The organism is Streptomyces sp. NBC_01498 (assembly GCF_036327775.1).
In the GTDB taxonomy this organism is placed as follows: domain Bacteria; phylum Actinomycetota; class Actinomycetes; order Streptomycetales; family Streptomycetaceae; genus Streptomyces.
This window is the reverse complement of record NZ_CP109598.1, coordinates 4118527-4144323: the sequence shown is the minus strand read 5'-3', so window position 1 is coordinate 4144323 and position 25797 is coordinate 4118527. Positions and strand designations below refer to the sequence as shown.

Annotated in this window: 25 protein-coding genes; 10 read left to right on the top strand and 15 right to left on the bottom strand. The window is 72.3% G+C overall.

Features of this window, described 5'->3' with window-relative positions; genetic code table 11:
* Nucleotides 1–357: 357 nt before the first annotated feature.
* Nucleotides 358–987, bottom strand: coding sequence for a pyridoxamine 5'-phosphate oxidase (pdxH, locus tag OG875_RS17730; protein ID WP_330177789.1), 630 nt, complete (start codon nucleotides 985–987; stop codon nucleotides 358–360).
* A 366-nt stretch (nucleotides 988–1353) separates the two neighbouring features.
* Between pdxH and OG875_RS17725 the strand changes: the two genes are divergently transcribed.
* On the top strand, nucleotides 1354–2454 hold the full coding sequence (locus OG875_RS17725; protein ID WP_330175193.1) for a citrate synthase 2: 1101 nt from the start codon (nucleotides 1354–1356) through the stop codon (nucleotides 2452–2454).
* Between the two features lie 87 nt (nucleotides 2455–2541).
* Here the strand turns inward: OG875_RS17725 and OG875_RS17720 are convergent, their stop codons facing one another.
* The 6 genes from OG875_RS17720 to OG875_RS17695 form a co-directional block, all read right to left on the bottom strand.
* Entirely contained in the window at nucleotides 2542–2895 is a 354-nt protein-coding gene (locus OG875_RS17720) for a hypothetical protein (RefSeq protein ID WP_330175192.1), read from the bottom strand.
* Nucleotides 2896–2934: 39 nt separating this feature from the next.
* Nucleotides 2935–3552 (bottom strand): TetR/AcrR family transcriptional regulator, encoded by a 618-nt coding sequence (locus OG875_RS17715; RefSeq protein WP_330175191.1) that lies wholly within the window; start codon nucleotides 3550–3552, stop codon nucleotides 2935–2937.
* Nucleotides 3540–4226 carry an enoyl-CoA hydratase family protein gene (locus OG875_RS17710; RefSeq protein WP_330177788.1) on the bottom strand — a complete coding sequence of 229 codons (687 nt, stop codon included), beginning with the start codon at nucleotides 4224–4226 and terminating at the stop codon, nucleotides 3540–3542. The genes OG875_RS17715 and OG875_RS17710 overlap by 13 nt, the downstream gene beginning before the upstream one ends.
* 206 nt (nucleotides 4227–4432) lie before the next feature.
* Nucleotides 4433–4753, bottom strand: coding sequence for a DUF397 domain-containing protein (locus OG875_RS17705; protein WP_330175190.1), 321 nt, complete (start codon nucleotides 4751–4753; stop codon nucleotides 4433–4435).
* Nucleotides 4734–4943 carry a DUF397 domain-containing protein gene (locus tag OG875_RS17700; protein WP_330175189.1) on the bottom strand — a complete coding sequence of 70 codons (210 nt, stop codon included), beginning with the start codon at nucleotides 4941–4943 and terminating at the stop codon, nucleotides 4734–4736. Before OG875_RS17700 ends, OG875_RS17705 begins: the two co-directional genes overlap by 20 nt.
* Nucleotides 4925–5767, bottom strand: coding sequence for a helix-turn-helix domain-containing protein (locus tag OG875_RS17695; RefSeq protein ID WP_330175188.1), 843 nt, complete (start codon nucleotides 5765–5767; stop codon nucleotides 4925–4927). Before OG875_RS17695 ends, OG875_RS17700 begins: the two co-directional genes overlap by 19 nt.
* A 51-nt stretch (nucleotides 5768–5818) precedes the next feature.
* On the opposite strand from OG875_RS17695, the gene OG875_RS17690 reads away from it, so the two are divergent.
* From OG875_RS17690 to OG875_RS17655, 8 genes are all read left to right on the top strand, one after another.
* Nucleotides 5819–6205 (top strand): hypothetical protein, encoded by a 387-nt coding sequence (locus OG875_RS17690; protein WP_330175187.1) that lies wholly within the window; start codon nucleotides 5819–5821, stop codon nucleotides 6203–6205.
* Nucleotides 6177–6698 carry a DUF6879 family protein gene (locus tag OG875_RS17685; protein WP_330175186.1) on the top strand — a complete coding sequence of 174 codons (522 nt, stop codon included), beginning with the start codon at nucleotides 6177–6179 and terminating at the stop codon, nucleotides 6696–6698. The genes OG875_RS17690 and OG875_RS17685 overlap by 29 nt, the downstream gene beginning before the upstream one ends.
* Before the next feature lie 17 nt (nucleotides 6699–6715).
* The gene (locus OG875_RS17680) at nucleotides 6716–7567 is read left to right on the top strand and encodes a helix-turn-helix domain-containing protein (RefSeq protein WP_330175185.1); all 852 of its coding nucleotides are present in this window, start codon (nucleotides 6716–6718) and stop codon (nucleotides 7565–7567) included.
* 93 nt (nucleotides 7568–7660) lie between these two features.
* Nucleotides 7661–7870 (top strand): hypothetical protein, encoded by a 210-nt coding sequence (locus OG875_RS17675; protein WP_330175184.1) that lies wholly within the window; start codon nucleotides 7661–7663, stop codon nucleotides 7868–7870.
* Nucleotides 7871–8086: 216 nt separating this feature from the next.
* Nucleotides 8087–8383 (top strand): hypothetical protein, encoded by a 297-nt coding sequence (locus OG875_RS17670; protein WP_330175183.1) that lies wholly within the window; start codon nucleotides 8087–8089, stop codon nucleotides 8381–8383.
* Nucleotides 8380–8895, top strand: coding sequence for a hypothetical protein (locus OG875_RS17665; RefSeq protein WP_330177969.1), 516 nt, complete (start codon nucleotides 8380–8382; stop codon nucleotides 8893–8895). Before OG875_RS17670 ends, OG875_RS17665 begins: the two co-directional genes overlap by 4 nt.
* Nucleotides 8892–9017: a hypothetical protein gene (locus tag OG875_RS17660; RefSeq protein ID WP_330175182.1), complete on the top strand. Its 126-nt coding sequence runs from the start codon at nucleotides 8892–8894 to the stop codon at nucleotides 9015–9017. Before OG875_RS17665 ends, OG875_RS17660 begins: the two co-directional genes overlap by 4 nt.
* 143 nt (nucleotides 9018–9160) lie before the next feature.
* Nucleotides 9161–10012 (top strand): phosphotransferase, encoded by an 852-nt coding sequence (locus OG875_RS17655; RefSeq protein ID WP_330177787.1) that lies wholly within the window; start codon nucleotides 9161–9163, stop codon nucleotides 10010–10012.
* 77 nt (nucleotides 10013–10089) lie between these two features.
* On the opposite strand, the gene OG875_RS17650 is transcribed toward OG875_RS17655, so the two are convergent.
* The 8 genes from OG875_RS17650 to OG875_RS17615 form a co-directional block, all read right to left on the bottom strand.
* On the bottom strand, nucleotides 10090–11694 hold the full coding sequence (locus OG875_RS17650; RefSeq protein WP_330175181.1) for a 4-coumarate--CoA ligase family protein: 1605 nt from the start codon (nucleotides 11692–11694) through the stop codon (nucleotides 10090–10092).
* Nucleotides 11695–11802: 108 nt separating this feature from the next.
* Complete coding sequence (locus tag OG875_RS17645; protein WP_330175180.1) at nucleotides 11803–12945, bottom strand: acyl-CoA dehydrogenase family protein; 1143 nt, start codon at nucleotides 12943–12945, stop codon at nucleotides 11803–11805.
* Entirely contained in the window at nucleotides 12942–15038 is a 2097-nt protein-coding gene (locus OG875_RS17640) for an acetyl/propionyl/methylcrotonyl-CoA carboxylase subunit alpha (RefSeq protein ID WP_330177786.1), read from the bottom strand. Before OG875_RS17640 ends, OG875_RS17645 begins: the two co-directional genes overlap by 4 nt.
* A 65-nt stretch (nucleotides 15039–15103) precedes the next feature.
* Nucleotides 15104–16708 carry an acyl-CoA carboxylase subunit beta gene (locus OG875_RS17635; protein WP_330175179.1) on the bottom strand — a complete coding sequence of 535 codons (1605 nt, stop codon included), beginning with the start codon at nucleotides 16706–16708 and terminating at the stop codon, nucleotides 15104–15106.
* Entirely contained in the window at nucleotides 16705–18666 is a 1962-nt protein-coding gene (locus tag OG875_RS17630; protein WP_330175178.1) for an acyclic terpene utilization AtuA family protein, read from the bottom strand. Before OG875_RS17630 ends, OG875_RS17635 begins: the two co-directional genes overlap by 4 nt.
* Nucleotides 18667–18668: 2 nt before the next feature.
* Nucleotides 18669–19475 (bottom strand): TIGR03084 family metal-binding protein, encoded by an 807-nt coding sequence (locus OG875_RS17625; protein WP_443079265.1) that lies wholly within the window; start codon nucleotides 19473–19475, stop codon nucleotides 18669–18671.
* 172 nt (nucleotides 19476–19647) lie between these two features.
* On the bottom strand, nucleotides 19648–20769 hold the full coding sequence (locus tag OG875_RS17620) for an EamA family transporter (protein WP_330175176.1): 1122 nt from the start codon (nucleotides 20767–20769) through the stop codon (nucleotides 19648–19650).
* 592 nt (nucleotides 20770–21361) lie between these two features.
* Entirely contained in the window at nucleotides 21362–24331 is a 2970-nt protein-coding gene (locus OG875_RS17615) for an FAD-binding and (Fe-S)-binding domain-containing protein (protein WP_330175175.1), read from the bottom strand.
* A 137-nt stretch (nucleotides 24332–24468) separates the two neighbouring features.
* Between OG875_RS17615 and serC the strand changes: the two genes are divergently transcribed.
* A complete protein-coding gene (gene serC / locus OG875_RS17610) occupies nucleotides 24469–25587 on the top strand; it encodes a phosphoserine transaminase (protein ID WP_330175174.1) in 1119 nt (372 codons plus the stop codon).
* Nucleotides 25588–25797 lie beyond the last annotated feature (210 nt).

Sequence of the window (25797 nt, the reverse complement as noted above, 5' to 3'; positions counted from 1 at the left end):
GTTCCCGGAAATTGTTGTGCGGTGGAAATCCCGAATAAATCACTTGTCGCGCGCCGGACCGGTTTCTAGGGTGGTGAGCACACTAGAAGGGAGGTGGTTCGGAAGTGATTTCAATCCGGACAAGTGAGGTGGCTGCGGGCTGACGCCCGTCGTCGCACTCGTGCGGTGCCGGTGAACCACCGGCCCAATCCAAGCAGTCACCCGACCCGCGTGCTCGCCGGTAAGTCCGGCCGGCTCCTCTCCGGAGGACCCAGAGCGCGCGGGTCGTCTGCGTTCTCCAGCGGTCGGCCCACGCCTCAGGCCCAGACCACACGCCTCAGGCCCAGGCCACACGCCACACGCCTCACGCCTCACGCCTCACGGGCAGAGCCGCTCCACCCGCCAGCCGGTGCCGCCGTCCTCGCGGACGTACCGCAGCCGGTCGTGCAGCCGGTTCTCGTGCCCCTGCCAGAACTCGACGGTCTCCGGGACGACCCGGATGCCGCCCCAGTGCGGCGGCACCGGCACCGGCTCGTCGGCCGGGTGGCGGGCGGCCAGTGCCTCGTACCGTTCGAGCAGCTCGGCCCGCGAGCCGACCGGCTGCGACTGGTCGCTGGCCCAGGCGCCGAGCTGTGAGCCGTGCGGGCGGGTACGGAAGTACGCCGCCGTCTCGGCGCGGCCGACGCGGGACGCCGTACCGGTGACGACGACCTGCCGGGCCAGCGGGTGCCAGGGGAAGAGCAGCCCGACGTACCGGTTCGCCTCGATCTCGCGGCCCTTGCGGGAACCGTAGTTGGTGAAGAAGACGAAACCCCGTGCGTCGTACGCCTTGAGCAGCACCGTGCGCGACGAGGGGCGGCCGTCGGGGGTCGCCGTGGAGACCACCATGGCGTTCGGCTCGTGCAGCCCGCCCGTCACCGTGTCCGTGAACCAGCGCGCGAACTGGTCCATCGGCCCGGCTGCCAGGTCGCTCTCCAGAAAGGGCGCGGCGCGGTACTGCTCACGCATCTGGGCGGGGTCCGGGGCCGGCCCGGCGACGGGGGTCCCGCCGGAATCGGCGGATCCGGCGGAATCAGGGGCCCCGGCGGGCGGAGTGTGAGACACGTGACCCATCCTCCCGCATATGCCGGGCCCGTGGCATGGTTGATTCGATGTCCGCGATGGGCAGGACGTGACTAGGACGTGTCCGGCGAGTCCTCGCGGGACAGGCCCCAGCGGATGACCGGTCCGGACCGCGAGTCGTACGAGAACGACCGCTGATCCGTACCGGCGCCACAGCTTCTGACACACCGGACCCCGCGGGCCGTAGGCCGTAAGCCGTCTTCCGGACCAGCCGCGTACTTTCCCGTCCGTCACACCAGAAGGAGCCGCCCGATGTCCGCATTCGTACCCGGACTCGAAGGAGTCGTCGCTTTCGAGACGGAGATCGCCGAACCGGACAAGGAGGGCGGGGCCCTCCGCTACCGGGGAGTCGACATCGAGGACCTGGTCGGCCGCGTCTCCTACGGAAACGTGTGGGGCCTGCTCGTGGACGGGGCGTTCAACCCCGGCCTGCCGGCCGCCGAGCCCTTCCCCCTCCCCGTGCACAGCGGTGACGTCCGCGTCGACGTCCAGTCCGCGCTCGCGATGCTCGCCCCCGTCTGGGGCCTCAAACCGCTGCTCGACATCGACGAGGCGACGGCGCGTGACGACCTGGCGCGGGCGGCCGTCATGGCCCTGTCGTACGTCGCGCAGTCGGCGCGCGGCCAGGGTGTGCCGATGGTGCCGCAGCGCGAGATCGACAAGGCCGAGTCCGTGGTCGAGCGCTTCATGATCCGCTGGCGCGGTGAGCCCGATCCCCGGCACGTCAAGGCGGTCGACGCGTACTGGACGTCGGCGGCCGAGCACGGCATGAACGCCTCGACCTTCACCGCCCGTGTCATCGCCTCCACCGGCGCGGATGTCGCGGCTGCCCTGTCGGGCGCGGTCGGCGCCATGTCCGGCCCGCTGCACGGCGGCGCCCCGTCGCGGGTCCTCGGCATGATCGAGGAGATCGAGCGGCTGGGCGACGCGACGGCGTACGTGAAGCAGGCGCTCGACAAGGGCGAGCGGCTGATGGGCTTCGGCCACCGCGTGTACCGCGCGGAGGACCCCCGTGCCCGGGTACTCCGGCGTACGGCCAAGGAGTTGGACGCGCCGCGTTACGAGGTGGCGGAGGCCCTGGAGAAGGCCGCGCTGGCGGAACTGCACGCGCGCCGCCCGGACCGGGTGCTGGCGACGAACGTGGAGTTCTGGGCGGCGATCATGCTGGACTTCGCGGAGGTCCCGGCGCACATGTTCACGTCCATGTTCACCTGCGCGCGTACGGCGGGCTGGTCGGCGCACATCCTGGAACAGAAGCGGACGGGGCGGCTGGTGCGGCCTTCGGCGCGGTACGTGGGTCCGGGGACGCGCGAGCCGCGCGAGATCGAGGGGTACGACACGATCGCGACCTGACCGGGCGCCGGGCGGGGCGAGTTCCCAGTGGCGCGGCTCCCCGGTGAGGGGGCCGCGTCATCCCGCCCTCCCGGTGAGGGGGGCGTGTCATCCCGCCTTCCCGACGTCGTACGCGTCGGTCACGCAGTCCCCCTGACAGCGGTTCCACTCGTACCGCTCACGCAGCGCGCCCGCCGCCGCGTCCCGGTCCACGGCTTCGTGCCCGAAGTGCTCGGCGGCGAGGGTCAGTACGTCGTCCACCCTGATGATCGCGGGTTCGTCGCGCGCCGCCGCGCGGCGGGCCGCCGCGATCGCCATGTCGGCCGAGCGGCGCAGATCACGGGGCAGCCGCCGCTCCTTGACCTTCCGCGCGCGGCGCGGCAGAAACGGCCGGCGCACCTGCCCCTTCCAGAGCACTCCGGCCGCCATGAACGACAGACCGACCGCGAGGATCACGATCATGCCCTCCACCGTGACCTCCACCGCAGCCCCCCGCCGCCGTTACTCCAGCACCCTGTCCAGGATCGTCGCCCACTGCGCGACGACCCGGCCGCGCCGCTGGCTGTCGTCCGTCAGCAGGGTGGCCAGCCCCAGGCCGCGCGCCATGTCCAGCAGGCCCTGCACAGTCTCGCGTACGCCGGGCAACGACTCGTCCGCGCCGAGGAGTTCCACGGTCATACGGTGGGCTTCGCGCCCGACCCGGGCTTCGAGTTCGGTGACGCGGGGACGTAGCTGCTCCTCGTCGGACGCCGCGACCCACAGATGCAGCGCGGCGCGGAACAGCGGCCCGGTGTAGAGCGCGACGACCGCCTCCACCACCTCGCGACGGCGGGTCGGCCCGGCGGGCACGAGGGCGCGCAGGGCGGTGGAACGTTCCTCCGCGACGTACTCGACGGCCGCCGTGAACAGGTCCTCGCGGGTGGGGAAGTGGTGCTGCGCCGCACCGCGCGAGACCCCGGCCCGCTCGGCGACGACGGAGACGGTGGACCCGCCCCAGCCGTACTCGGCCAGACACGCGACGGCCGCCTCCAGAAGGCGGAGCCGGGTGGCGCGGCTGCGGTCCTGCTTGGGTCCCTTGGCGGTGCTGGGGTCGTTCGGCGGCGTGGCTACCGCACCCATGCGGCGTCCCGCCGTTCGAGGAACGCCGCCATGCCCTCGCGGGCCTCGGCCGTCGCGAAGAGGGACGCGGAGCGCTGGACCAGGTCCTCCGCGTACTGGTCGAACGTCTCCAGCACCCGCGCGGTGAGCAGCTTCTTGGACTCGGCGAGGCCCTGCGGTGAACCCTTGCGCAGGGCGTCCAGGATCGGTGCGAGCGCGGCGTCCACGTCGTCGGCCACGTCCGTGACCAGCCCGTCGCTCAGTGCCTCGGCCGCGCCGAACGTCTCGCCGGTGAGGTAGTGCCGGGCGGCGGCGCGGGGCGACATCCGGGGCAGCAGGGGCATGGAGATGACGGCGGGAGCGACACCGATCCGTACCTCGGTGAAGGCGAAGTCCGCGCCGCTGGCCGCGACGACGATGTCACACGCCCCGAGCAGCCCGAGCCCGCCGGCCCGCGCATGCCCGGTGACCCGGGCGACGACGGGCTTGGGGTGCTCCACGATCTGCCGGAGGAGAGCGACGAAGGAGTACGGGTTCGGCGGCTCCTTCAGATCGGCGCCCGCGCAGAAGGTACCGCCGCTGTGGCTGAGCACCACGGCGCGTACGTCCGCGTCTTCGGCACACCTGGTGAACGCGTCGGCCAACTCCCCGACGAGCCCGGCGGACAACGCGTTGCGCCGGGCGGGCGCGTCCATGGTCAGGGTGGTGATACCGCGCTCGTGCGCGGTCGCGACGAGCGTCACGGGGTCTCTCCGTCTTCCTTGCGGGGTGTTCTGCGCACTGAGGTGCGTGCTGCTCTGCGTACGGCTCTCAGTGCTGTCTGCGTGCGAGGGTTCAGAGAGTGACAGCGCGCGCGGAATCAATCAAGCGCGCTTGCATGATTTGTACGAGCCGTGACAAGTCAGACGCCGAGGGCGCCCTCCTTAATGGCGCGGACGAACGTGGCCCAGCCGGGGGCGCGGAAGGCGAGGACGGGGCCGAGGGGGTTCTTGCTGTCGCGCACGGGGACGAGAGCGGCGGCGGGCTCGTCGGCGACTTCGAGGCACGCGCCGCCGTCCTGGTTGCTGTAACTGCTCTTGCGCCACTGGTGGGCGTCCACGAGTTCGTCGGAGACCTCGACGCACTCGCCGCCGTCCGAGTTGCTGTAACTGCTCTTACGCCAGCTCACGAGGCTCCTCCTTGTCGCGTGACACGCGAAGGCATCAGGCGCCCAGGGCGCCATCCTTCACGGCGGAAACGAACGAGGCCCAGCCGGGCGCGCCGAAGGCGAGGACGGGGCCGAGAGGGTTCTTGCTGTCGCGCACGGGGACACGGGCGGTGAAGGCGTCGGAGACTTCGAGGCACTGGCCGCCGTCTTGATTGCTGTAACTGCTCTTGCGCCAAGTCACTGCGGTCAGGTCGCGTGATCGCACGGTACTTCCTCCAGAATGCGCAGAAAGAACTTCCGCGACTCGGCCCGGGACAGCGCCAGGTCGCGCACCGAATCGTACGTGAGTTGCAACCGTTCAACCGGGACGATTTCCTCGATGAGTTCGCCTCGGTAGCCGTTCTCCGCGTATGCGACGGTACGCCCGTCAGGCAGACGAAGGAACATGACATCCGCGTTCGTAAGACCGTGCAAGCCTGCGCTGAACGGCACCAACTGAACGGCTACCTCGTTCCGTTCACTGACCTCAACCAGATACTGCAACTGCCGCCGCCACTCACCCGTGTCTCGCAACGGCGTACGCAGTACCGACTCCGACAGGATGGTTCGGAACGCAGGAACGTCCCCGCCCTCCAGCAACTCCCGGCGACCCATCCGCGCCTCGACCTGCTGCGTCAGCTCCTCCCCCTTGCTACCACCGGCAGCCAGCAACTCCCGTGCGTAGCCCTCCGTCTGCAACACCCCCGGCAGCACGCTCACCGCGAAGTGCCACAGGCTGGTCGCCTCGGCCTCCAGCGCCATGTACCGCCGATAGCCCTCTCGGAACTGCGACTTGTCACTGACCGCCAACTCCCAGAGCGCGAGCAGCAACCCGGGTGTCCCGTAGTACGTGTCGAGCGCCTGGACGACCTCCGGGCCGCCCAGGGTCTCGCCCTTCTCCATCTTGCCGAACAACGACCAGTCCCAGCCCAGCCGTTCACCAAGTTGGCGCAGACTGTCGCCGCGCGCGGCGCGCAACGAGCGCAGCTCCTCGGCGAACCGCGCACGAGGCTCCCTGCTGCGACCGGTGACCACTCGTCTCGTCGGCATGGCTCCGCCCTCCGCACTCCCGTAACAGGTCAATCACGCACGGTAATTCACATGGAGGGGCTCGCGCCAGGAAAAGGACAACAACCAGCCGAAGGTGGTGTTCTGGCCGAAGCCCGGACCACGCTCGTTGACGCCGCTTTTCCGGAAAGGCACGCTCATGGAACCAGTCGGAACCCAGTGAAGGTGGCGACGATCATGGCATTACGGTTCATCGCAAAGGACCCGAACACCAACGGAGCGCAGTGCCCCACCGCGTGGGTGGACACCGAAGCGGAAGAGATCGTCATTCAGGGGTGGAAGGCCGGATCGGCCCTGCTGGACCAGTGCCGCGAGGTCGGGCCCATCCCGGAGACAGAAGCGGTGGTGCGCCTTCCGATCCGTATGGTGCCCGCGCTGAGGGAGGCGTGTGATGTCGCAGACCGACTTGGCGTTCGTTGACCTGCTGGCCAACACGCTTCATTCGGCCGTGCACCTTGAACTGCGCGACTCGTACGGGATCGGCGAGGAGGCCGCGGAGTACGAGAAGTGGCGCGGCGGCTGGCGGCCCGATCCCGATCCGGGCACGTGGTGGAACGAGTTCCACACGTGGGTGCGTGACGCGACAGCGAGAGGCGTGGAGTTCCGCCGTGCCCGTGTCGTCTCGGAACCCGTGAGCGACTACATCCGTTACGAGTACGCGTGCACGTACCAGAACGCCGCCGCCGGTGAGTCGGTCCGGTGGCTGCCCCGTCGTCAAGCTTCCGAACTCGCTTTGCCGGGCAACGACTTCTGGCTGTTCGACGGACACCTGATCATGTGGAATCACTTCACCGGCGAAGGCGGTTCGGCCGGTCCCGAGATGGACGAACGGGCTGACGTGGCGACGTTCTGTGCGTCTGCTTTCGAAACGGTGTGGGCTCGGGCCACACCGCATGAGCACTACCGGATCTGACGGGCCGAAACTGACACATGACCGCGTCTCCCTCATCAAGCGTGCAGAAGGCCCGCAAGGCCATGGCGGACCGGCTTCGGGAGATCAGGAGAGACGCGGGTCTGTCCGGCGAGGCCGTCGCCGCGAGCGCCGGCTGGTACAAGTCGAAGGTTTCCCGTCTTGAGAACGCGGTCACCCCTCCGTCGCCGGAAGACATCCGCGCGTGGTGCTCCGCCTGCGGAGTGGTCGACCAGGCCGCCGACCTGATCGCCGCCGCCCGCTCGGCCGACTCCATGTATCTCGAATGGCGACGCGTTCAGCAGTCCGGGCTGAGGCAGCTTCAGGAGTCCTATCTCCCGTTGTACGAGCGCACTCAGGTGTTCCGGACCTACTGCGCCAATGTCGTTCCGGGAGTGCTCCAGACACAGTCGTACGCGACCGCCCTGCTGCGCTCCATCAGTGAATTCCATCGGACTCCCAACGACGTGGACAAAGCCGTCCAGGCCCGGCTGGATCGGTCCGCGCGCGTCGTACGGGAAGGGAACCACCGCTTCGTCCTGGTGGTCGAGGAGTCCGTGTTGCGCCATCGTGTCGGCGACGCGGACACGATGGCCGGGCAGCTCGGCTATCTGCTGACCGCGATGACATTCCCGTCCGTCTCGCTGGGTGTGATCCCGTTCTCGGCGGAGCGTCGTATGTGGATGATCGAGACCTTCAGCGTGTACGACGAGGAGCAGGCCGAAGCGGAGTTGCTGACGGCACGCGTGAATGTGACCGCGCCAAGTGAGGTACGGCAATACCTCAAGGCGTTCGCGGAGTTCACACGGCTGGCCGTTCACGGGGCCGAGGCCCGGTCGCTCATCACTTCGGCGATTGACTCGCTCAAGTGATCGATATGGAACCTTCTGGAACTGATTGGCCGCCGAGTCCGGGGCGTTCCTAGCGTTGTCTCACGCCATCAGGACGACGTGAGAGGTTCACCGATGACCGACCCGACGACGTACTCCGTCCCGCCCATTGAGCTGCCCTTGAACTTCCCGAGCGATCCGGCGCCGGTCGCCGGCTGTGACGTGTGTCAGGCGCTCGGCGGAGAACGTGGTGAGGCGCGGGCGAAGGGTGACCTGTCCAAGGTCTCGGACGTCAACGTGGAGATCCGTCAGCACCCGCACGAGAAGCGGCGGCGGAGGGCCTGACGCCGTTCCGCCGCGGCCCGCTCCGGTGACCAAGCCCGGCGCCTCGTGGCAGGTGTGGAACGTGCTCCGCCCCCGAGGGAACCAGCCATCGCTTTCGGCCTGGGACACTCGCCCGTTGGCGCATTCTCGTAGTGAGCCGCTCACGCACGGTGATGCGCACCGTGCCCCCTCAGGTGACGAGAACCGCACAACTGACCCAGCCGAAGGAAGCCCCCCATGACACCGACGACACCGACGACTCCCAAGCCGCCGCTCCCCCGCCGGACCTCGCGGAGCAGCGCCCTTCCCCCGGACAAGATGAAGGAGGCCGTCGAGGCGCGGGACGCGCTGGCGGCGGCGTTGACCGGGGCCGGGATTCAGCTGCCCGCGATGGATGTCCGGACGCCGTGGCCCCTCACCGACGACAGCGACGCCGGACGGGACACGCGGTACGCCCTGGTCCATCTCGGCGTCTGCTCCGCGCCCGTCGCCCTCGCGCTCGCCGCCGTGATCGTGGACGGGACCGCGCGGTGACAGGCGGGGCGCGGCCGGTACGGGAGCCCTCACCGGCGCGGACCGCGACCGCCGCCGGACCGGCGGAGGAAGTCCGCGTCGGGGACACCGTGCACGACCCCGTCCGCGACCGCGTCGGTGTCGTCATGGACCACCTCGGGCCCAACTTCCAGCTCCGCCCCCTCGGGGGCGGCCGGGAGTGGGACGCCGACCCCGCCCGCGTACGGCCGCCGACGCCGGCCGAACTGCTCAGCGCCCGCGTCGCCGACGTCAACACCCGCAGCGTCCGCCGTACGAGCCTCGGCGAGGTGCCGGGGAGTACGTGGGGGCCCGACCGGCACCAGGACGAAGACCCGGCCTTTCCGGGAGGAGCACCAGTGACCAGCGCACCGAGCCCCCCATCCGCCCACGGCAACAGCAACGCCAACGCCAACAGTGAAGGGGACGGGCTTCCCGGTCAGCCGTGGTCGCCGACCGACCAGTCCCATCAGGACAGTTCGACGCCTCCCGGCGACGGGGAGCACCGGAAGTGACGTCTTCCGGCGAACGGACGGGGCGGCGGCTCACCCGCACGGAGTTGGGCCGCTTCCTCCTGGACACGGACGGCGAACGGGCCTGGCTGGGCTCACCGGACAACCCGGTGCCGGCGTCGTAAGGGCAACGGCGCATCGCCCGTTCCGCCGTGACGCTGCGACGCCGTGGCGCTGCGGCGGCTTGGCGCTGCGGCGGCTTGGTACGGTGCGCGGGTCCGACGCGGAGCAGTGGCGGCAGCGCTCACGGGAGAGGGGCCGGGCGACGGTGCGGGGTTCGGAGAGCGGACGTGCGCGGGGCGTGGCGCTGGATGTCGCCAGGTCGCTCGGCCTGGCCGTGGACGACGCGGTCGTTCTGCATGACTCGAACAGGGTCACCCTGCGTCTGCTGCCCGGTGATGTCCTGGCCCAGGTGGCACCCGTCGCGCACCAGGTCGCCCGGTTCGAGATCGGCCTCGCCCGGCGGCTCGCCGCCACGGGGTGTCCCGTGGCCGCGCTGGAGCCTCGGGTGGCGCCGCGCGCCTACGAGCGGGACGGCTTCGTGGTCACGTTCTGGACCTACTACGAGCCCGTGCCGTCCCCCGAGATCACACCGGCCGAGTACGCGGGCGCGCTGGCGCGGCTCCACGCCGGCATGCGCACGCTGGATTTCCCCCTGCCGCATTTCACCGAGCGGGTCGAGCGGGCGCTGCGGCTCGTGGCGGACCGGGACCGCACTCCGGCGCTCGCCGACGCGGACCGGCGGCTGCTCGGGGACACGTTGCGGACGCTGGGGCGGGCGATCGCCGAGCGCGGCGCCGCCGAGCAACCGCTGCACGGGGAGCCGCACCCCGGCAACGTACTCGCCACCGACGGCGGACTGTTGTTCATCGATCTCGAAACGTGCTGCCGAGGGCCCGTCGAGTTCGACCTCGCCCACGCGCCTGACGACGTGGGCGCGCACTATCCGGCTGCCGACGCCGAGTTGCTGCGTATGTGCCGGCTCCTCGTGCTGGCGATGATCACCACTTGGCGCTGGGACCGGGACGACCGGCTGCCCGACGGCCGCCGGCTGGGGGTGGAGTGGCTCGGCCGGCTCCGGGCGGGACTCGCTGACGACGGCCCGGACACCCACGACTGAACAGCGCGTGGCGCTCCCCGTCGTCTCTCCCGTCGCCTGTCGCCGTCGTCTCACCCCGGTCGCCGCTCCCCGTCGTCTCACCCCGTCACCGACTGCCCCTCCCGGTCGCGCAGTTCACGCCGGAGGATCTTGCCCGACGTGGCCCGGGGGACTCCGTCGACGAACTCGACGCGGCGGATCTTCTTGTGCGGGGCCACCTGTTCCGCGACGTACGTCATGACCTCGGCCTCCGTGAGCCCGGTGGCCGTGGGCTGCCGGACCACGTACGCCTTCGGGATCTCGTTGCCGTCCTCGTCGTACACGCCGATCACCGCCGCGTCGGCTATCGACTTGTGCGTCAGCAGCAGCGCTTCGAGGTCCGCGGGGGCGACCTGGAAGCCCTTGTACTTGATGAGTTCCTTCACCCGGTCGACCACGAACAGCCAGCCGTCGGCGTCGACGCGGCCGACGTCGCCCGTGTGCACCCAGCCGTCGGCGTCGATCATGTGGGCGGTCTCCTCGGGGCGGCCGAGGTAACCCTTCATCACCTGCGGTCCCCGGATGAGGACTTCGCCGTCCGAGCCCACCGGTACGTCCGTGGTGGGGTCGTCCAGGGAGACGATGCGCATCTCCGTGCTGGGGAGCAGTTTTCCGACCGCTCCGGCCGGCGGGTCGTCGGCGTCGAGGGGGACGACGTGGGTGCCCGGGGAGAGTTCCGTCATGCCGTACGCCTGCCGGACCGGCGGCAGGCCCAGGCGGGCCGAGCACGCCTCGGCGAGGCGGGCGTCGAGCGGGGCGGCGGCGCTGACGATGTAGTCGAGCGAGGACAGGTCGTACCGGGCGACGGCCGGGTGCTTGGCGAGCGCGAGGACGATCGGCGGGGCCACGTACAGGCCGTTGATGCGGTGGGTCTGGATCGCGCCGAGGAACTGGTCGAGTTCGAAGCGCGGCAGGACGACGACGGTGGCGCCGGTCCGCAGCGGGGCGTTCATCAGGGCCGTGAGGCCGTAGATGTGGAAGAACGGAAGGACGGCGAGGATGCGGTCGCCGGGGCGCATCGGTATGACGGGGTCGAGTTGCGCGAGGTTCGTGGCGATGGAGCGGTGCGTCAGCATCACGCCCTTGGGGGTGCCGGTGGTGCCGGAGGAATACGGAAGGGCGGCGATGTCCTCGGCGGGGTCGACGACCGGGTCCGTGAAGGGTTCGCCGGTCGTCGGCTCCGGCTCGGACGCGATCATGTCGAGGACCGACCGGTGGCCCGGCGTCCGGTCGCAGACCAGGATCTCCACGACGCCGCCCGCCAACTCGGCCGCCCTGCGGGCGACTTCGAGGAGCGGTGAGACGGTGACGATCCAGCGGGCGGCGGAGTCCCGGAGCTGTTTCGCGAACTCCTCGGCGGTGGACAGCGGATGGACGGTGGTGACGGACGCGCCCGCCCGGGTGGCGCCGTAGAACACCACCGGATACGCGACGGAGTTGGGGCTGTGCAGTGCCAGCACGTCGCCGGTGCGCAGACCGGCGGCGACGAGTCCGGCGGCGGTACGGCGGTGGAAGACGTCCAGTTGGGCGTAGCTGACGGCGGTGCCGTCCGTACCGTCGATCAGCGCGACGGCGTCCCCGAACTCGGCGGCGCGGCCCAGCACGGCGTCGTGGATGGGCTGGTCGACCGCCTCGACCTCCGCGTACTCACTGTGAAAGATCATGCCGACGATCCCTTCGACGCGCGGACACCGGACCAGGCGCCCCGGCCCCTCGACCGGCCACTCGACCGCTCGGCCCCTCGACCCCTGGGACGGACAGAATGGCCTGCCTCAGTACGACTTGGGGAGACCCAGGGACTGGTGGGACACGTAGTTGAGGATCATTTCGCGGCTGACGGGCGCGATACGGGCCACCCGGGACGCGGTGACGAGGGACGCCAGTCCGTACTCGCGGGTGAGGCCGTTGCCGCCGAGGGTCTGTACGGCCTGGTCGACGGCGTGTACGCAGGCTTCCGCCGCCGCGTACTTGGCCATGTTCGCCGCCTCGCCCGCGCCCGCGTCGTCGCCCGTGTCGTAGAGGTGGGCGGCCTTGCGCATCATCAGCCGGGCGAGTTCGATCTCGATGTGCGCCTGGGCGAGCGGGTGGGCGACGGCCTGGTGGGCGCCGATGGGCTGTTGCCAGACCTGGCGGGTCTTCGCGTAGTCCACGGCCTTGTCGAGCGCGTAGCGGCCCATGCCGAGGGCGAAGGCGGCGGTCATGACACGTTCGGGGTTGAGACCGGCGAAGAGTTGGAGGAGTCCGGCGTCCTCGTCGCCGACGAGAGCGTCCGCCGGCAGCCGTACGTCGTCCAGCACCAGCTCGAACTGCTTCTCCACGGCGTGCAGTTCCATGTCGATCCGCGAGCGGTGGAAGCCCGGTGCGTCACGGGGGACGATGAAGAGGCAGGGCTTGAGGGAGCCCGTCCTGGCGTCCTCGGTGCGGCCGACGACGAGGGTGGCGTCGGTGATGTCGACGCCGGAGACGAAGACCTTGCGGCCGTTGAGTATCCAGCCGCCGCCGTCACCGTCGGGGCCCCGGCGGGCGGTGGTGGTGAGGCGGTGCGAGTTCGAGCCGGCGTCGGGTTCGGTGATGCCGAAGGCCATGGTGCGGGAGCCGTCGGCGAGGCCGGGGAGCCAGGCGCGTTTCTGGGCCTCCGTGCCGAAGCGGGCGATGACGGTGCCGCAGATGGCGGGCGAGACGACCATGAGCAGCAGGGGGCAGCCCGCCGCACCCAACTCTTCGAGCACGATGGAGAGTTCGGCGAGTCCGCCGCCCCCGCCGCCGTACTCCTCGGGAAGGTTCACCCCGAGGTGGCCGAGCTTGCCCGCCTCGCTCCACAGGGTCGCGCGGTCGAAGTCGCGGCCGTGGCGCCGGCCGAGGGCGGCGACGGCGGCGCGGAGATCCCGGTGTTCCTGCGTTTCGACGATGCTCATGCGGATCTGTCCTCCTGTACGGCGGGGTCCGTGGGCGCGGTGTCCGTCGGTGCCGCGGCGGTGTCCGTCGGGACCGGGGCAGGGTCCGTCGGTGCCGCGGCGTTGTCCGTCGGGACCGGGTCGGGGTCCGTGGGGGCGGCGGTGACGACGGCGAGCAGTGCGCCGACCTCGACCTGGCCGCCGGGGGTGGCGTGCAGCGCGGTGAGGGTGCCGGAGGCGGGCGCGGTGACCCGGTGCTCCATCTTCATGGCCTCCAGCCAGACGAGCGGCTGCCCGGCGGTGACGGCGCTGCCCACGCCGAGCCCCTCCGCGATCCGTACGACCGTGCCGGGCATGGGCGCGAGCAGCGAGCCGGGCGCGGTGGCGGCCCTGGGGTCGGTGAAGCGGGGGTGGACGCGCAGCCGGTGCGCGCCGGCCGGGCCGTCGACATGGACGTGGCCGTCGCCGTACTCCGCGACGTCGAAGTGGCGCAGTACGCCGTCGACTTCGAGGCCGACCCGGCCGGGCGTGACGGAGGCGGGGCGTACGGAGTCGTCCTCGGCGCGGTAGCCGTCGCGGGTGCGGTGGTAGCGCACCTCGTACGGGGCCCGCTCCCCGTCCTGCCCGTACGTCTTGGTCTGCGGCTGCGACGCGAGGTTCCGCCAGCCGCCGAGGGGGTGCCCGCGCCGGGCGGCGTCGGCGAGCGCGGCGGCCAGGGCGGCGTGCCGGGCCTCGCGGTCGTCGCCCGGCCCGGTGAGGGCGTCCAAGTGGCGCCCGTAGAAACCGGTGTCGGCCCGACCGTCCGTGAACTCCGGGTGTTTCAGGGACCGTACGAGCAGGTCGCGGTTGGTGACCGGACCGTGGACGCGGGCCCGGCGCAGCGCGTCGGCCAGCAGCCGGACGGCCCCGGCCCGGGTGGGCGCCCAGGCGATCACCTTGGCGAGCAGGGAGTCGTAGTGCACCCCGACACGGTCGCCGGGCCCGTAACCGGAGTCGACCCGCAGCCGGGGCCCGGCGCCCGGAGCATCCGGAGCACCGGCCGCCGAGGCACCCGTACCCGCGCCCGGCACCGTCAGGGCGTGCACGCGGCCCGGCCGAGGTGCCCAGCCGTTCGCCGGGTCCTCCGCGTACAGCCGGGCCTCCACCGCGTGTCCGCGCGCGGCCGGCGGCTCCGGCGGGAGCGTCCCGCCTTCCGCGACGGCGAGTTGAAGGGCGACGAGGTCGACGCCGAACACCTCCTCCGTCACGGGGTGTTCGACCTGGAGGCGGGTGTTCATCTCCAGGAAGTGCACCTTGCCGGTGGGCGAGACCAGGAACTCGACCGTGCCCGCGCCCCGGTAGTCCACCGCGCGCGCCGCCGCGACGGCCGCGTCCGTGAGCGTCGCGCGCAGCTCGTCGTTCAGTCCGGGCGCCGGGGCCTCCTCGATCACCTTCTGGTGCCGCCGTTGCAGGGAGCAGTCGCGGGTGCCGAGCGCCCACACCGTGCCGTGCGCGTCGGCGAGGATCTGCACCTCGACGTGCCGGCCCCGCTCCACGTACGGCTCCGCGAAGACCTCGCCGTCGCCGAACGCCGAACGGGCCTCGGCCGACGCCGCCTCCCACTCCTCCCCGATCGCGTCACGCGTGCGGACGATCCGCATCCCGCGCCCGCCGCCGCCCGCCGCCGCCTTGATCAGCAGCGGCAGATCGGCGTCGGTCGCGGTCGCCGGGTCGACGGGAGCGAGCAGGGGGACGCCCGCCGCCGCCATGAGTTCCTTGGCGCGTGTCTTGGACGCCATCGCCTCGATGGCCTCCGGCGGCGGCCCCACCCACACCAGCCCCGCGTCGAGCACGGCCCGCGCGAAGCCGGCGTTCTCGGAGAGGAAGCCGTAGCCGGGGTGCACGGCGTCCGCGCCCGCCGCCAGCGCGGCCTTCACGATTCTGTCGCCGCGCAGATACGTGTCGGCGGGCGCCGCCCCCGGCAGCCGTACGGCCGCGTCCGCCTCCCGTACGTGGGCGGCCCCGGCGTCCTCGTCGGAGAAGACGGCCACCGTGCCGATGCCGCGCTCGCGGCAGGTGCGGAAGACGCGGCGCGCGATCTCGCCGCGGTTGGCGACCAGCAGGGCCGAGATCATCGGGGTCCCGGTCGTTCGCGTGGTACTCACAGTCCCTCACCACCTCACATGCGGCAGACGCCGGATCACATACGGAAGACGCCGAAGCCGGACCGGACACCGTCGACCGGCGCCGTGTGGATCGCCGACAGGCACAGGCCGAGCACCGTGCGGGTGTCGCGCGGGTCGATCACCCCGTCGTCGTAGAGCCGCCCGGACAGGAACGCGGGCAGCGACTCCGACTCGATCTGCGCCTCCACCATCGCGCGCAGCGCCGCGTCCCCCTCCTCGTCGTACGCGTTGCCCCGGGCCGCCGCCGACGCGCGTGCCACGATCGAGAGCACCCCGGCCAGTTGCTGCGGGCCCATGACGGCCGACTTGGCGCTCGGCCAGGCGAAGAGGAACCGGGGGTCGTAGGCCCGGCCGCACATGCCGTAGTGCCCGGCGCCGTACGAGGCGCCCATCAGCACCGACAGGTGCGGGACGGTCGAGTTGGCGACGGCGTTGATCATCATCGCGCCGTGTTTGATGATGCCGCCCTGCTCGTACTCCCTGCCGACCATGTAGCCGGTGGTGTTGTGCAGGAAGACCAGGGGGATGTCGCGCTGGTTGGCGAGCTGGATGAACTGCGCGGCCTTCTGCGACTCGGCGCTGAACAACACGCCCTGCGCGTTGGCCAGTACGCCCACCGGGTAGCCGTGCAGCCGCGCCCAGCCGGTGACCAGGCTCGGCCCGTAGAGCGGTTTGAACTCGTCGAGGTCCGAGCCGTCCACGATCCGCGCCACGACCTCGCGCGGGTCGAAGGGGATCTTCAGGTCGCCGGGCACGATGCCGAGCAGTTCGTCCTCGTCGTACACGGGCGGCTCGACCGTCACCGGGTCCGGATCGGCGTGCGCCTTACGGTGGTTGAGACGCGCGACGATACGGCGTGCCTGGCGGATCGCGTCGGGTTCGTCCAGGGCGAAGTGGTCGGCGAGCCCCGAGGTACGGGCGTGCATCTCGGCGCCGCCGAGCGATTCGTCGTCGCTCTCCTCGCCGGTCGCCATCTTCACCAGGGGCGGTCCGCCGAGGAAGACCTTCGACCGGTCCTTGATCATCACGGTGTGGTCGGACATGCCGGGCACGTACGCGCCGCCCGCCGTCGAGTTGCCGAAGACGACGGCGACGGTGGGGATACGGGCGGCGGAGAGCCGGGTCAGGTCGCGGAAGAGCGCGCCGCCGGGGATGAAGATCTCCTTCTGCGACGGGAGATCGGCGCCGCCGGACTCGACCAGGCTGATCAGCGGGAGGCGGTTCTCGTACGCGATCTGGTTGGCGCGCAGCGCCTTCTTCAGGGTCCAGGGGTTGGACGCGCCGCCCCGCACGGTGGGGTCGTTGGCGGTGACGACGCACTCGACGCCCTCGATCACGCCGATGCCGGTGACCATGGACGCGCCGACGGGGTAGTCACTGCCCCAGGCGGCGAGCGGGGACAGTTCGAGGAACGGGCTGTCGGGGTCGACAAGCAGCTCGATCCGCTGACGGGCCGTCAATTTGCCGCGCTCACGGTGCCGGACGACGTACTTCTCGCCGCCGCCCGCCAGCGCCTTGGCGTGCTCGGCACCCAGGTCGGCGAGTTTGGCCAGCATCCCGGCGCGATGGGCGGCGTAGTCGGGGGACGTGGTGTCCAGCGCCGAGGGGAGCACGGTCACAGGAGTACCTCCGGGATGTCGGCGTGGCGCGCGCGCAGCCACTCGCCGAGTGCCTTGGCCTGGGGGTCGAAGCGGGCCTGCGCGGCGACGCCCTCGCCGAGGAGGCCCTCGACGGTGAAGTTGAGCGCGCGCAGCCGGGGCAGTGCGTGCCGAGTGACCGTCAGATTGACCGTCTCGGGCAGGAGTTGGCGCAGCCGGTCCACGGTCAGCTCGTGGGCCAGCCACCGCCATGCCTCGTCGGTGCGGGCCCAGACACCGATGTTGGCGTCGCCGCCCTTGTCGCCACTGCGGGCTCCGGCGACCAGGCCGAGGGGGGCGCGGCGAGTGGGCCCGGCGGGCAGCGGGTCCGGCAGCGGGGGTTCCGGGACGGGCTCAAGTGACTTGGTGTGCGACGGAGTCGGTATCGGAACGCGGGTGCCGTCGGGCAGCACCGCCGTGTGCGGGACGTCGGCGGCGGGCACGTACGCCGCCTCGAAGACGCCGTACGGCGCGCCCTTGCCGGGCGGCGCGGTGACATGGAAGCCGGGGTAACTGCCCAGCGCCAGTTCGACAGCGGCGCCGGTGACGGCCCGGCCGACGGCTTCGGGGTCGCTGTCGCGGACGACGAGCCGCAGCAGCGCGCTCGCGGTCTCCTCGGTGGCGGCGTCCGGGCGGTCGGTGCGGGCCAGCTCCCAACGGACCTCGTCCGGCGCCTTGGTGACCTCGGGGGCGGTCAGCGCGTCGGCGATCTGCTCCCGTACGAGCCGGGCCTTGTCCTCGATGTCGAGCCCGGTGAGCACGAACACGATCTCGTTGCGCCAGCCGCCGATCCGGTTGAGGCCGACCTTGAGCGCGGGGGGCGGGGCCTCGCCGCGTACGCCGGAGATCCTGACCCGGTCGGGGCCGTCCGTGGTGAGCCGCACGGTGTCGAGCCGGGCGGTCACGTCCGGGCCCGCGTACCGGGCGCCGCCCGTCTCGTACAGCAACTGCGCGGTGACGGTGCCGATGTCGACGGTCCCGCCGGTGCCGGGGTGCTTGGTGACGACGGCGCTGCCGTCCGCGTGGAGTTCGGCGAGCGGGAAGCCGGGGCGGCGGACGTCGTGCTCCCGGAAGAAGGCGTAGTTGCCCCCGGTGGCCTGGGTGCCGCACTCCAGGACGTGCCCGGCGACGACGGCGCCCGCGAGCGCGTCGAGGTCGTCCGGGCCCCAGCCGAAGTGGGCGGCGGCGGGGCCGGTGACGAGGGCGGCGTCGGTGACGCGGCCGGTCACGACGATGTCGGCGCCCGCGCGCAGGCAGTGCGCGATGCCCGCGCCGCCGAGGTAGGCGTTGGCGGTGAGCACGCCCGCGCCCCAGTCGCGACCCGCCAGCAGGTCGTCGCCCTCGACGTGGGCGACCCGGACGGGGACACCGACCCGCTCGGCCAACTCCCGCACGGCGGAGGCGAGTCCGGCCGGATTGAGGCCGCCCGCGTTGGCGACGATCCGCACCCCGCGGTCGTGGGCGAGCCCGAGCCCTTCCTCCAACTGCCGGAGGAACGTGCGGGCGTAACCGGACGCCGGGTTCTTCAGGCGGTCGCGGCCGAGGATGAGCATGGTCAGCTCGGCGAGGTAGTCGCCGGTGACGACGTCCAGGGGGCCGCCGGTAAGCATCTCGCGCAGCGCGTCGAAGCGGTCGCCGTAGAAGCCGGAGGCGTTGCCGATCCGCAGGACGCCGGGGGTGGCGCCGAGCTGCGAGGGGCCGGTGGCCGGTCGGGAGTCGGAGGTCGGTCGGTCGGTGGCCGGTCGGGAGTCGGAGGCCGGTCGGTCGGTGGCCGGTCGGGAGTCGGAGGCCGGTCGGTCGGTGGCCGGTCGGGAGTCGGAGGCCGGTCGGTCGGTGGCCGGTCGGGAGTCGGGGGTCGGTCGGTCGGTGGCCGGTCGGGAGTCGGGGGTCGGTCGGTCGGTGGCCGGTCGGGAGTCGGGGGTCGGTCGAGTGTCGGGCATGCTCAGGCTCCCCGTGCCGGGCGGCCGGGACCGGCGGGGCCGGCGAACGCCTGGGCGATGTCCAGCCACCGGTCGGCGTCAACGCCCTCCGCCCGTACGGCGAGATCCGCGCGGTGGGCGCGCTGGGTGACCAGGAGGCAGAAGTCGAGGGCGGGGCCCGTGACGCGCTGGTCGGCGTCCTCGGGGCCGTACGTCCACAACTCCCCACCGATGCCGGTGAGTTCGACGCGGAAGGGTGCGGTGGGCGGCTGCTCGCCCCGGACCAGGTAGGCGTAGTCGCGGGCCCGTACGCCGATCCACGCGACATGGCGCAGCCGCGCGGTGGGCGCGCGCCGGGCGCCGAGCGCGTCGGCGACGTCCTGGCCGTGCGCCCAGGTCTCCATCAGCCGCGCGGTCACCATGGACGGCCCGCTCATCGGCGGCCCGTACCAGGGGAATCGCGCGCCGGGAGGCGCCGCGCGCAGCGCCTGCCGGAGCCGTTCGCGGCCGGCGCGCCAGCGGGCGAGGAGATCGGCGGGCGGCAGCGCGGCCCCGTCCGCCGCGCCGTCGTCCACGAAGGTGTGGGGGGCGGTGAGCGCCTGCCCGGCCACGTCGGCGAAGGCGGCCTCGTCGGTCACGGCGAGGAGGGACGCGGTGTCGGTCCAGGCGAGATGGGCGATCTGGTGGGCGACGGTCCAGCCGGCGGCGGGGGTCGGGAGCGACCAGTCCGCGTCGGCCAACCCGGCCACGAGCCGGTCGAGTTCGTCGCTCTCGTCGCGCAGATCGTCCAGCAGGGGCACGAGGGGGTCGGCGGCGGGAGGGTCGGACACGGCGTCGGACACGGCGGGGTCGGACACGGGCGCTCCGATCGGGCTGGCGGGACGGGGACCGGTCGTGCTCGTACGTCGTCGTGCTCGGCGTACGTGGTCGTACATGGCCGCGCTCCGCCGTACGTGTCCCGGAGCATGGCAGCGCCCATGGAAACAAGCAAGCGTGCTTGCTTTACTTCTTGCCGCTCGTGCCGCCCGTGCCCCTCATACCGCCGTTGCCGCCCTTGCCGCTTCCGTGCGCCCGTTCGGCCTTCCCGTCCCGGGTCCCGCCCTCCGCCACGACGACCTCCCGTTTGCCGCCCTGCGTCCGGACCGCGCCCATGCTCGCCGCGATGACCAGGGCGATCGCCAACGCGTCGGTCATCGACAGGCCCTGGTGCAGCACGAAGAAGCCCGCCATGGCCGCGAGGGCCGGTTCCGCGCTCATCAGGATCGCGAACGTCGGCGCGGGCAGATTGCGCAGCGCGAGCAGTTCGAGGGTGTACGGCAGGACGGAGGACATCAGCGCGACCGCGAGGCCCAGCCCGATCGTCGACGGCACGAGCAGCTTGGACCCGGCCTCGACGATCCCCAGGGGCAGGGACAGCAGGGCGCCGAACGCCATGGCCAGCGCGAGGCCGTCGGCCTGCGGGAAGCGCGACCCGGTCCGGCCGCTGTAGACGATGTACGCGGCCCACATCACGCCCGCGCCGAGCCCGTACGCCACCCCCACCGGATCGAGCCGGTCGAACCCGCCGCCGCTGAGCAGCAGCACGCCGCCGAGTGCGAGCCCGGCCCACAGGAGATTGCCGAGGCGGCGCGAGACGATCACGGAGAGCGCGAGCGGACCGAGGAACTCCAGCGTCACGGCGGCGCCGAGCGGGATACGGGCGGCGGCCTGGTAGAAGAGCAGGTTCATCGCGGCGAGGACGGCGCCGAAGACGAGCACGGTGCCCCAGTCGGCGCGGGCGTACCCGCGAATCCGGGGGCGGCAGACGACGAGCAGGACGAGGGCGGCCAGCATGAGCCGCAGCGTCACGACCCCGACGGCGCCGGTCCTCGGCATCAGCAGTACGGCGATGGAGGCCCCGAACTGCACGGACAGCATGCCCGCGACGACGAGCGCGACGGGCCCGAGCGCGCGCCGCCCCTTCTCCTCCCGGACACCACCGGCACCACCGACGGCGCTGACGCCACCGGCACCGTCGGCACCGGTCGCCCCGGTGCCCCCAATGCCACCGACGGAGCCGACCGCACCGGCGGCCTCGGGGTTCGGCCCGGCGATACCGACGGCCGGGGTACGCGGCTCGTCCACCGGGACCTCCTCCAGATCATCGAGAGCAACGCAATGTACTTCGAGATCGAAGATACTGCACCCGAAAAAGGACACCGCACCCGAGTCGCCCCCGCCCCGGGCCGATCACGGCCACTCCGGCGGCCGGCTCGTCAACCCTTCTGCTCACCCAGTGGCGGCACACCGCCGAGGTGTACGCGGGACCCGGCCCTCCTCGCGGCCGTGACGCGCGATCCCGAGGGCGACCTCGGTCCCGCCCAGTGCCCGGGGACGCAGACATGAGCCCCAAGCGCGGAGACCGCGCCGCGCCGCCTCCGATCAAGGGCGAGTACGGCCTCCGATTCGCCGGCGGCGAGGCCGCAACGGGCTGGGAGCATCTCTCCCGGCATGCGACGGGCAATGTACGCAGGGCGTACGACCGCATACGGGCCGATCCGCGTGGGACGGACGCTCCGGATCGGCAGCATCCGCTCAAGGGGGCTCTCGGGACTGGTTTGTTCAAGGGCCAGCACCTGGAACGGTGGCAGTTCGAAGTCACCGCCGGAGGCCGGCCTGGTTGACGAGACGAACCGAACGGTGTGGATCACCTTCGCCGGAACCGGGCATCCGGAACTCACGGAGTGACCGGGCCGTCCGTACCCCCCGCGCCGTCCGCGCCCGTCGTCTCCTCCCCCAGTGCCTCCGCCAGCACCTCCGCCAGGTGCCTCGCGTCCGTGTTCGTCAGTTGGGTCAGCTGGGTGCGGCACGAGTAGCCGTCCGCGAGGAATGCCGTGGTGGGGGACGCCGCGCGGACCGACGGGAGCAGTTGGTCCTCCGCGCAGGCCACCGAGACGTCGTAGTGGCCCTTCTCGAAGCCGAAGTTGCCCGCCAGGCCGCAGCAGCCGCCGCTCAACTCGCCCGCCAGGCCCGCCCGTTCACGCAGTCGGCGGTCCGCCGCGTCGCCCAGGACCGCGTGCTGGTGGCAGTGGGTCTGGCCCGCGACCGGGCGGTTCACGCGGGGTGGCCGCCAGTCGGGGGCGTACTCCTCCAGGGTCTGGGCGAACGTCCGTACCGACGCGGCGAGCCGGGCCGCGCGCGGGTCGTCCGCGAGGAGTTCCGGCAGGTCGGTCCGGAGCGCCGCGGCGCAGCTCGGCTCCAGGACGACCACCGGCAGGCCCCGGTCGAGCGCCGGTTCCATCCGGTCCAGGGTGCGCCGCATGACCGTACGGGCTTGGTCGAGCTGGCCGGTGGAGACGTACGTCAGCCCGCAGCACACCCGGCCGGGCGGCACCGTGTGCGGGAGGCCCGCCGCGTCCAGGACCCGTACCGCCGCCCGCCCCACCGACGGCGACAGGTACTCGGTGAACGTGTCCGGCCACAGCACCACCGAAGGGTCGGCCACGGGGGCACGCCCGCGCAGCCACCGGGTGAACGTCCGCGGCGCCAGGCGCGGGATCGCGCGCTCCGGGGCGATGCCGCCGAGGCGTTTGGCAAGCGCCGCCGTGCCCGGCACCCGCAGGGCCGCGTTCAGTACGCCCGCGAAGGGCGCCGCCGCCCGGAGCCAGCGCGGCAGCCGCCCCATCGCGTAGTGCGCGGCGGGCCGCCGCCGGCCCGCGTAGTGGTGGTGCAGGAACTCCGCCTTGTACGTGGCCATGTCGACGCCCACCGGGCAGTCGCTGCGGCAGCCCTTGCACGACAGGCACAGGTCGAGCGCGTCCTTGACCTCCGCCGAGCGCCAGCCGTCCGTGACGACCTCACCGGCGAGCATCTCGTGCAGCAGCCGGGCGCGCCCGCGCGTGGAGTGCTGTTCCTCACCGGTCGCGCGGAACGACGGGCACATCACCCCGGCCCCCGAACTCGGCCCTTCCACCCGGCACTTGGCGACGCCCACGCAGCGCCGTACGGCTGCCGAGAAGTCCCCGCCCACGCTGCCGTCCGCCGCGACGCCGTCGTGCGGGTAGGCGAACGCGACGTCGACCCGCTCGCGCGGCAGCACCTCGAAGCGCAGATGCTCGTCGAGCCGGTCGGGCCGGGCGATCGAACCGGGGTTCATGCCGCCCGCCGGGTCCCACAGGTCCTTGAACCGCTCGAAGAGACCGGTCAGTTCGGAGCCGTACATCGTCGGCAGCAGCTCCGAGCGCGCCCGTCCGTCGCCGTGCTCGCCGGAGAGCGAACCGCCGTGCGCGACGACGAGGGCCGCGACGTCCTCGGAGAAGCGGCGGAAGACCCGGACCCCCTCGGTGCTCAACAGGTCGAAATCGACACGGACATGGATACAGCCGTCGCCGAAGTGCCCGTACGGCGTGCCGCGCAGCCCGTGGTCGGCGAGCAGCGCGCGGAACTCCCGCAGATACGCGCCGAGTCGCGCGGGCGGCACCGCGCAGTCCTCCCAGCCCGGCCATGCCTCGCCGCCGTCGGCACTGCGCGTCGCGGTGCCCGACGCGTCCTCCCGTACCCGCCACAGGGCCCGCAGCGCCGCCGGGTCCACCACGACCGTGCTGTCCAGGGCGTCGGCGGCCCGCGCGATGCGCTCGGCGTGCGCGCGGGCCTCGGCGGCGGTCGCGCCGCCGGTCTCCACGAAAAGCCAGGCGCCGCCGCGCGGCAGGTCGTGCGGTCCGGGCACGAGGTCGTCGGCCATGCCCTCGACGGTCAGCGGGTGGTACGGCAGCAGCCCGGCCGCCGCCTCGGCCGCCGCGCTCTCGTCGGGGTAGCCGAGGACGGCGAGCGCCCGCGCGGGCGGCGAGTCGACCAGCCGTACGACGGCTTCCGTGACCACACCGAGCGTGCCCTCGCTGCCGCAGAAGGCACGGGCGAGGTCGGTGCCGTTCTCGGGGAGCAGCGCGTCGACCGCGTAGCCGGAGATGCGGCGCGGCAGTCCGGTGGGGTAGCCGGTGCGCAGGAGCGCGAGGTTGTCCTCGACCAGGGCGCGCAGCCCGGCGGGCGCGCCGTCCCAGCCCCGGCCGAGCCGCAGGGCGGTGCCGCCGTACGTGGTGACGGACAGCTCGTGGACGCTGTCGGCGGTCGTTCCCCAGGCGACGGAGTGCGGGCCGCACGAGTTGTTGCCGATCATGCCGCCGAGCGTGCAGCGGCTGTGCGTGGAGGGGTCGGGCCCGAAGGTCAGGCCGTGCGGCCGGACGGTGTCGCGCAGCCGGTCGAGCACGACGCCCGGCTGGACTACGGCGGTACGTGCCTCGGGGTCGACCGACACGATCGAGCGAAGATGCCGGGTGAGATCGAGGACGACGCCGGCGCCGATCGCGTTCCCCGCGATGGAGGTGCCGCCGCCGCGCGGCACCACGGGCACGCCGTGGGCGCGGCAGACGTCGAGGGCCGCCGCCACGTCGGCCGCGTCGCGCGGGGTGACGACGCCGACCGGGACACGGCGGTAGTTGGAGGCGTCCATGGTGGTGAGGGCGCGGGCGGCGGCGCCGAAGTCCACCTCGCCGCGGACGGCGCCGGCCAGGTCTGCGGCGAGTGCGGTCGCCGCGGCCGTCGAGTCGCTCCCGGGGCCGGGGGGCGGCGCCGTATCCCGGGCCCGGTCCCGCCGCGCGCCCCCCGCGCCACCCTCGTGCCCGCCGCCGTTTCGCTCCCTCTGCTCAGCCATTCCTCCAGGATGCCCGTCCGGCCGTGCCGCACCACCCGGCGGCCGTCCGTCAACCGCGTGTCGGCGGCGTCCCCCGTACGTCTCACGACGTGAACCCCACCCCTGGCGGCGGTCGGAAAACGTCTAGGCTGCGGCCCGTGGCCGATATTCAGATTCCCGCTGACATCAAGCCCGCCGACGGTCGTTTCGGCGCTGGCCCCTCCAAGGTCCGTACGGAGGCGGTCGACGCGCTGGCCGCGACCGGTACCTCTCTCCTCGGCACCTCCCACCGCCAGGCTCCCGTGAAGAACCTGGTCGGCGCGGTGCGCGACGGTGTGCGGGAGCTGTTCCGGCTCCCCGAGGGGTACGAGGTGATCCTGGGCAACGGCGGCTCCACCGCCTTCTGGGACATCGCGACGCACGGTTTGATCGAGAACAAGTCGCAGCACCTGTCGTTCGGCGAGTTCTCGTCCAAGTTCGCGAAGGCGTCGAAGCTCGCCCCGTGGCTGGCCGAGCCGACCGTGATCTCCTCCGACCCGGGCACCCACCCGCAGCCGGTGGCCGAGGCGGGCGTGGACGTCTACGGGCTCACGCACAACGAGACCTCCACCGGTGTCGCCGCGCCGATCCGGCGCGTCGCGGGCGCCGACGAGGGCGCGCTGGTGCTGGTCGACGCCACGTCCGGCGCGGGCGGCCTGCCGGTCGACATCGCCGAGACGGACGTCTACTACTTCGCCCCGCAGAAGTCCTTCGCCTCCGACGGCGGCCTGTGGATCGGCGTCTTCTCGCCGGCCGCCCTGGAGCGCGCGGCGCGTGTGCACGGCTCGGGCCGCCATGTGCCGGAGTTCTTCTCGCTGCCGACGGCGATCGACAACTCGCTGAAGAACCAGACGTACAACACCCCGGCCCTCGCCACGCTCTTCCTGCTGAACGAGCAGCTGACCTGGCTGAACACCCAGGGCGGCCTGGAGTGGTCGACCGCACGCACGGCCGCGTCGGCGCGGGCGCTGTACGGCTGGGCGGAGTCGTCCAAGTACGCGACACCGTTCGTGGTGGACCCGGCGCAGCGTTCGCAGGTCATCGGCACGATCGACTTCGCGGACGAGATCGACGCGGCGGCCGTCGCGAAGGTGCTGCGCGCCAACGGCATCGTGGACACGGAGCCGTACCGCAAGCTGGGCCGCAACCAGCTGCGGGTCGCGATGTTCCCGGCGATCGACCCGGCGGACATCGAGGCGTTGACGGCGTGCGTGGACTACGTGATCGACAAGCTGTGACCGACGAGCTGTGATCGACAGGCCCTGATCGATAGGCTCTGAGCCCGTCCGCCGAGGCCCGCGCCGCACCTGGAACACCGGGTACGGAGCGGGCCTTCGGTGTGTCCGGCGCCGGTCCGGCCGCCGTGAACGTGCCGTGAACGCGCCCGGGTCGTGCGCTCCCGTCACTCTTCCGCGTGACGATTCACGCTCACGTCATTACGAGGAGTC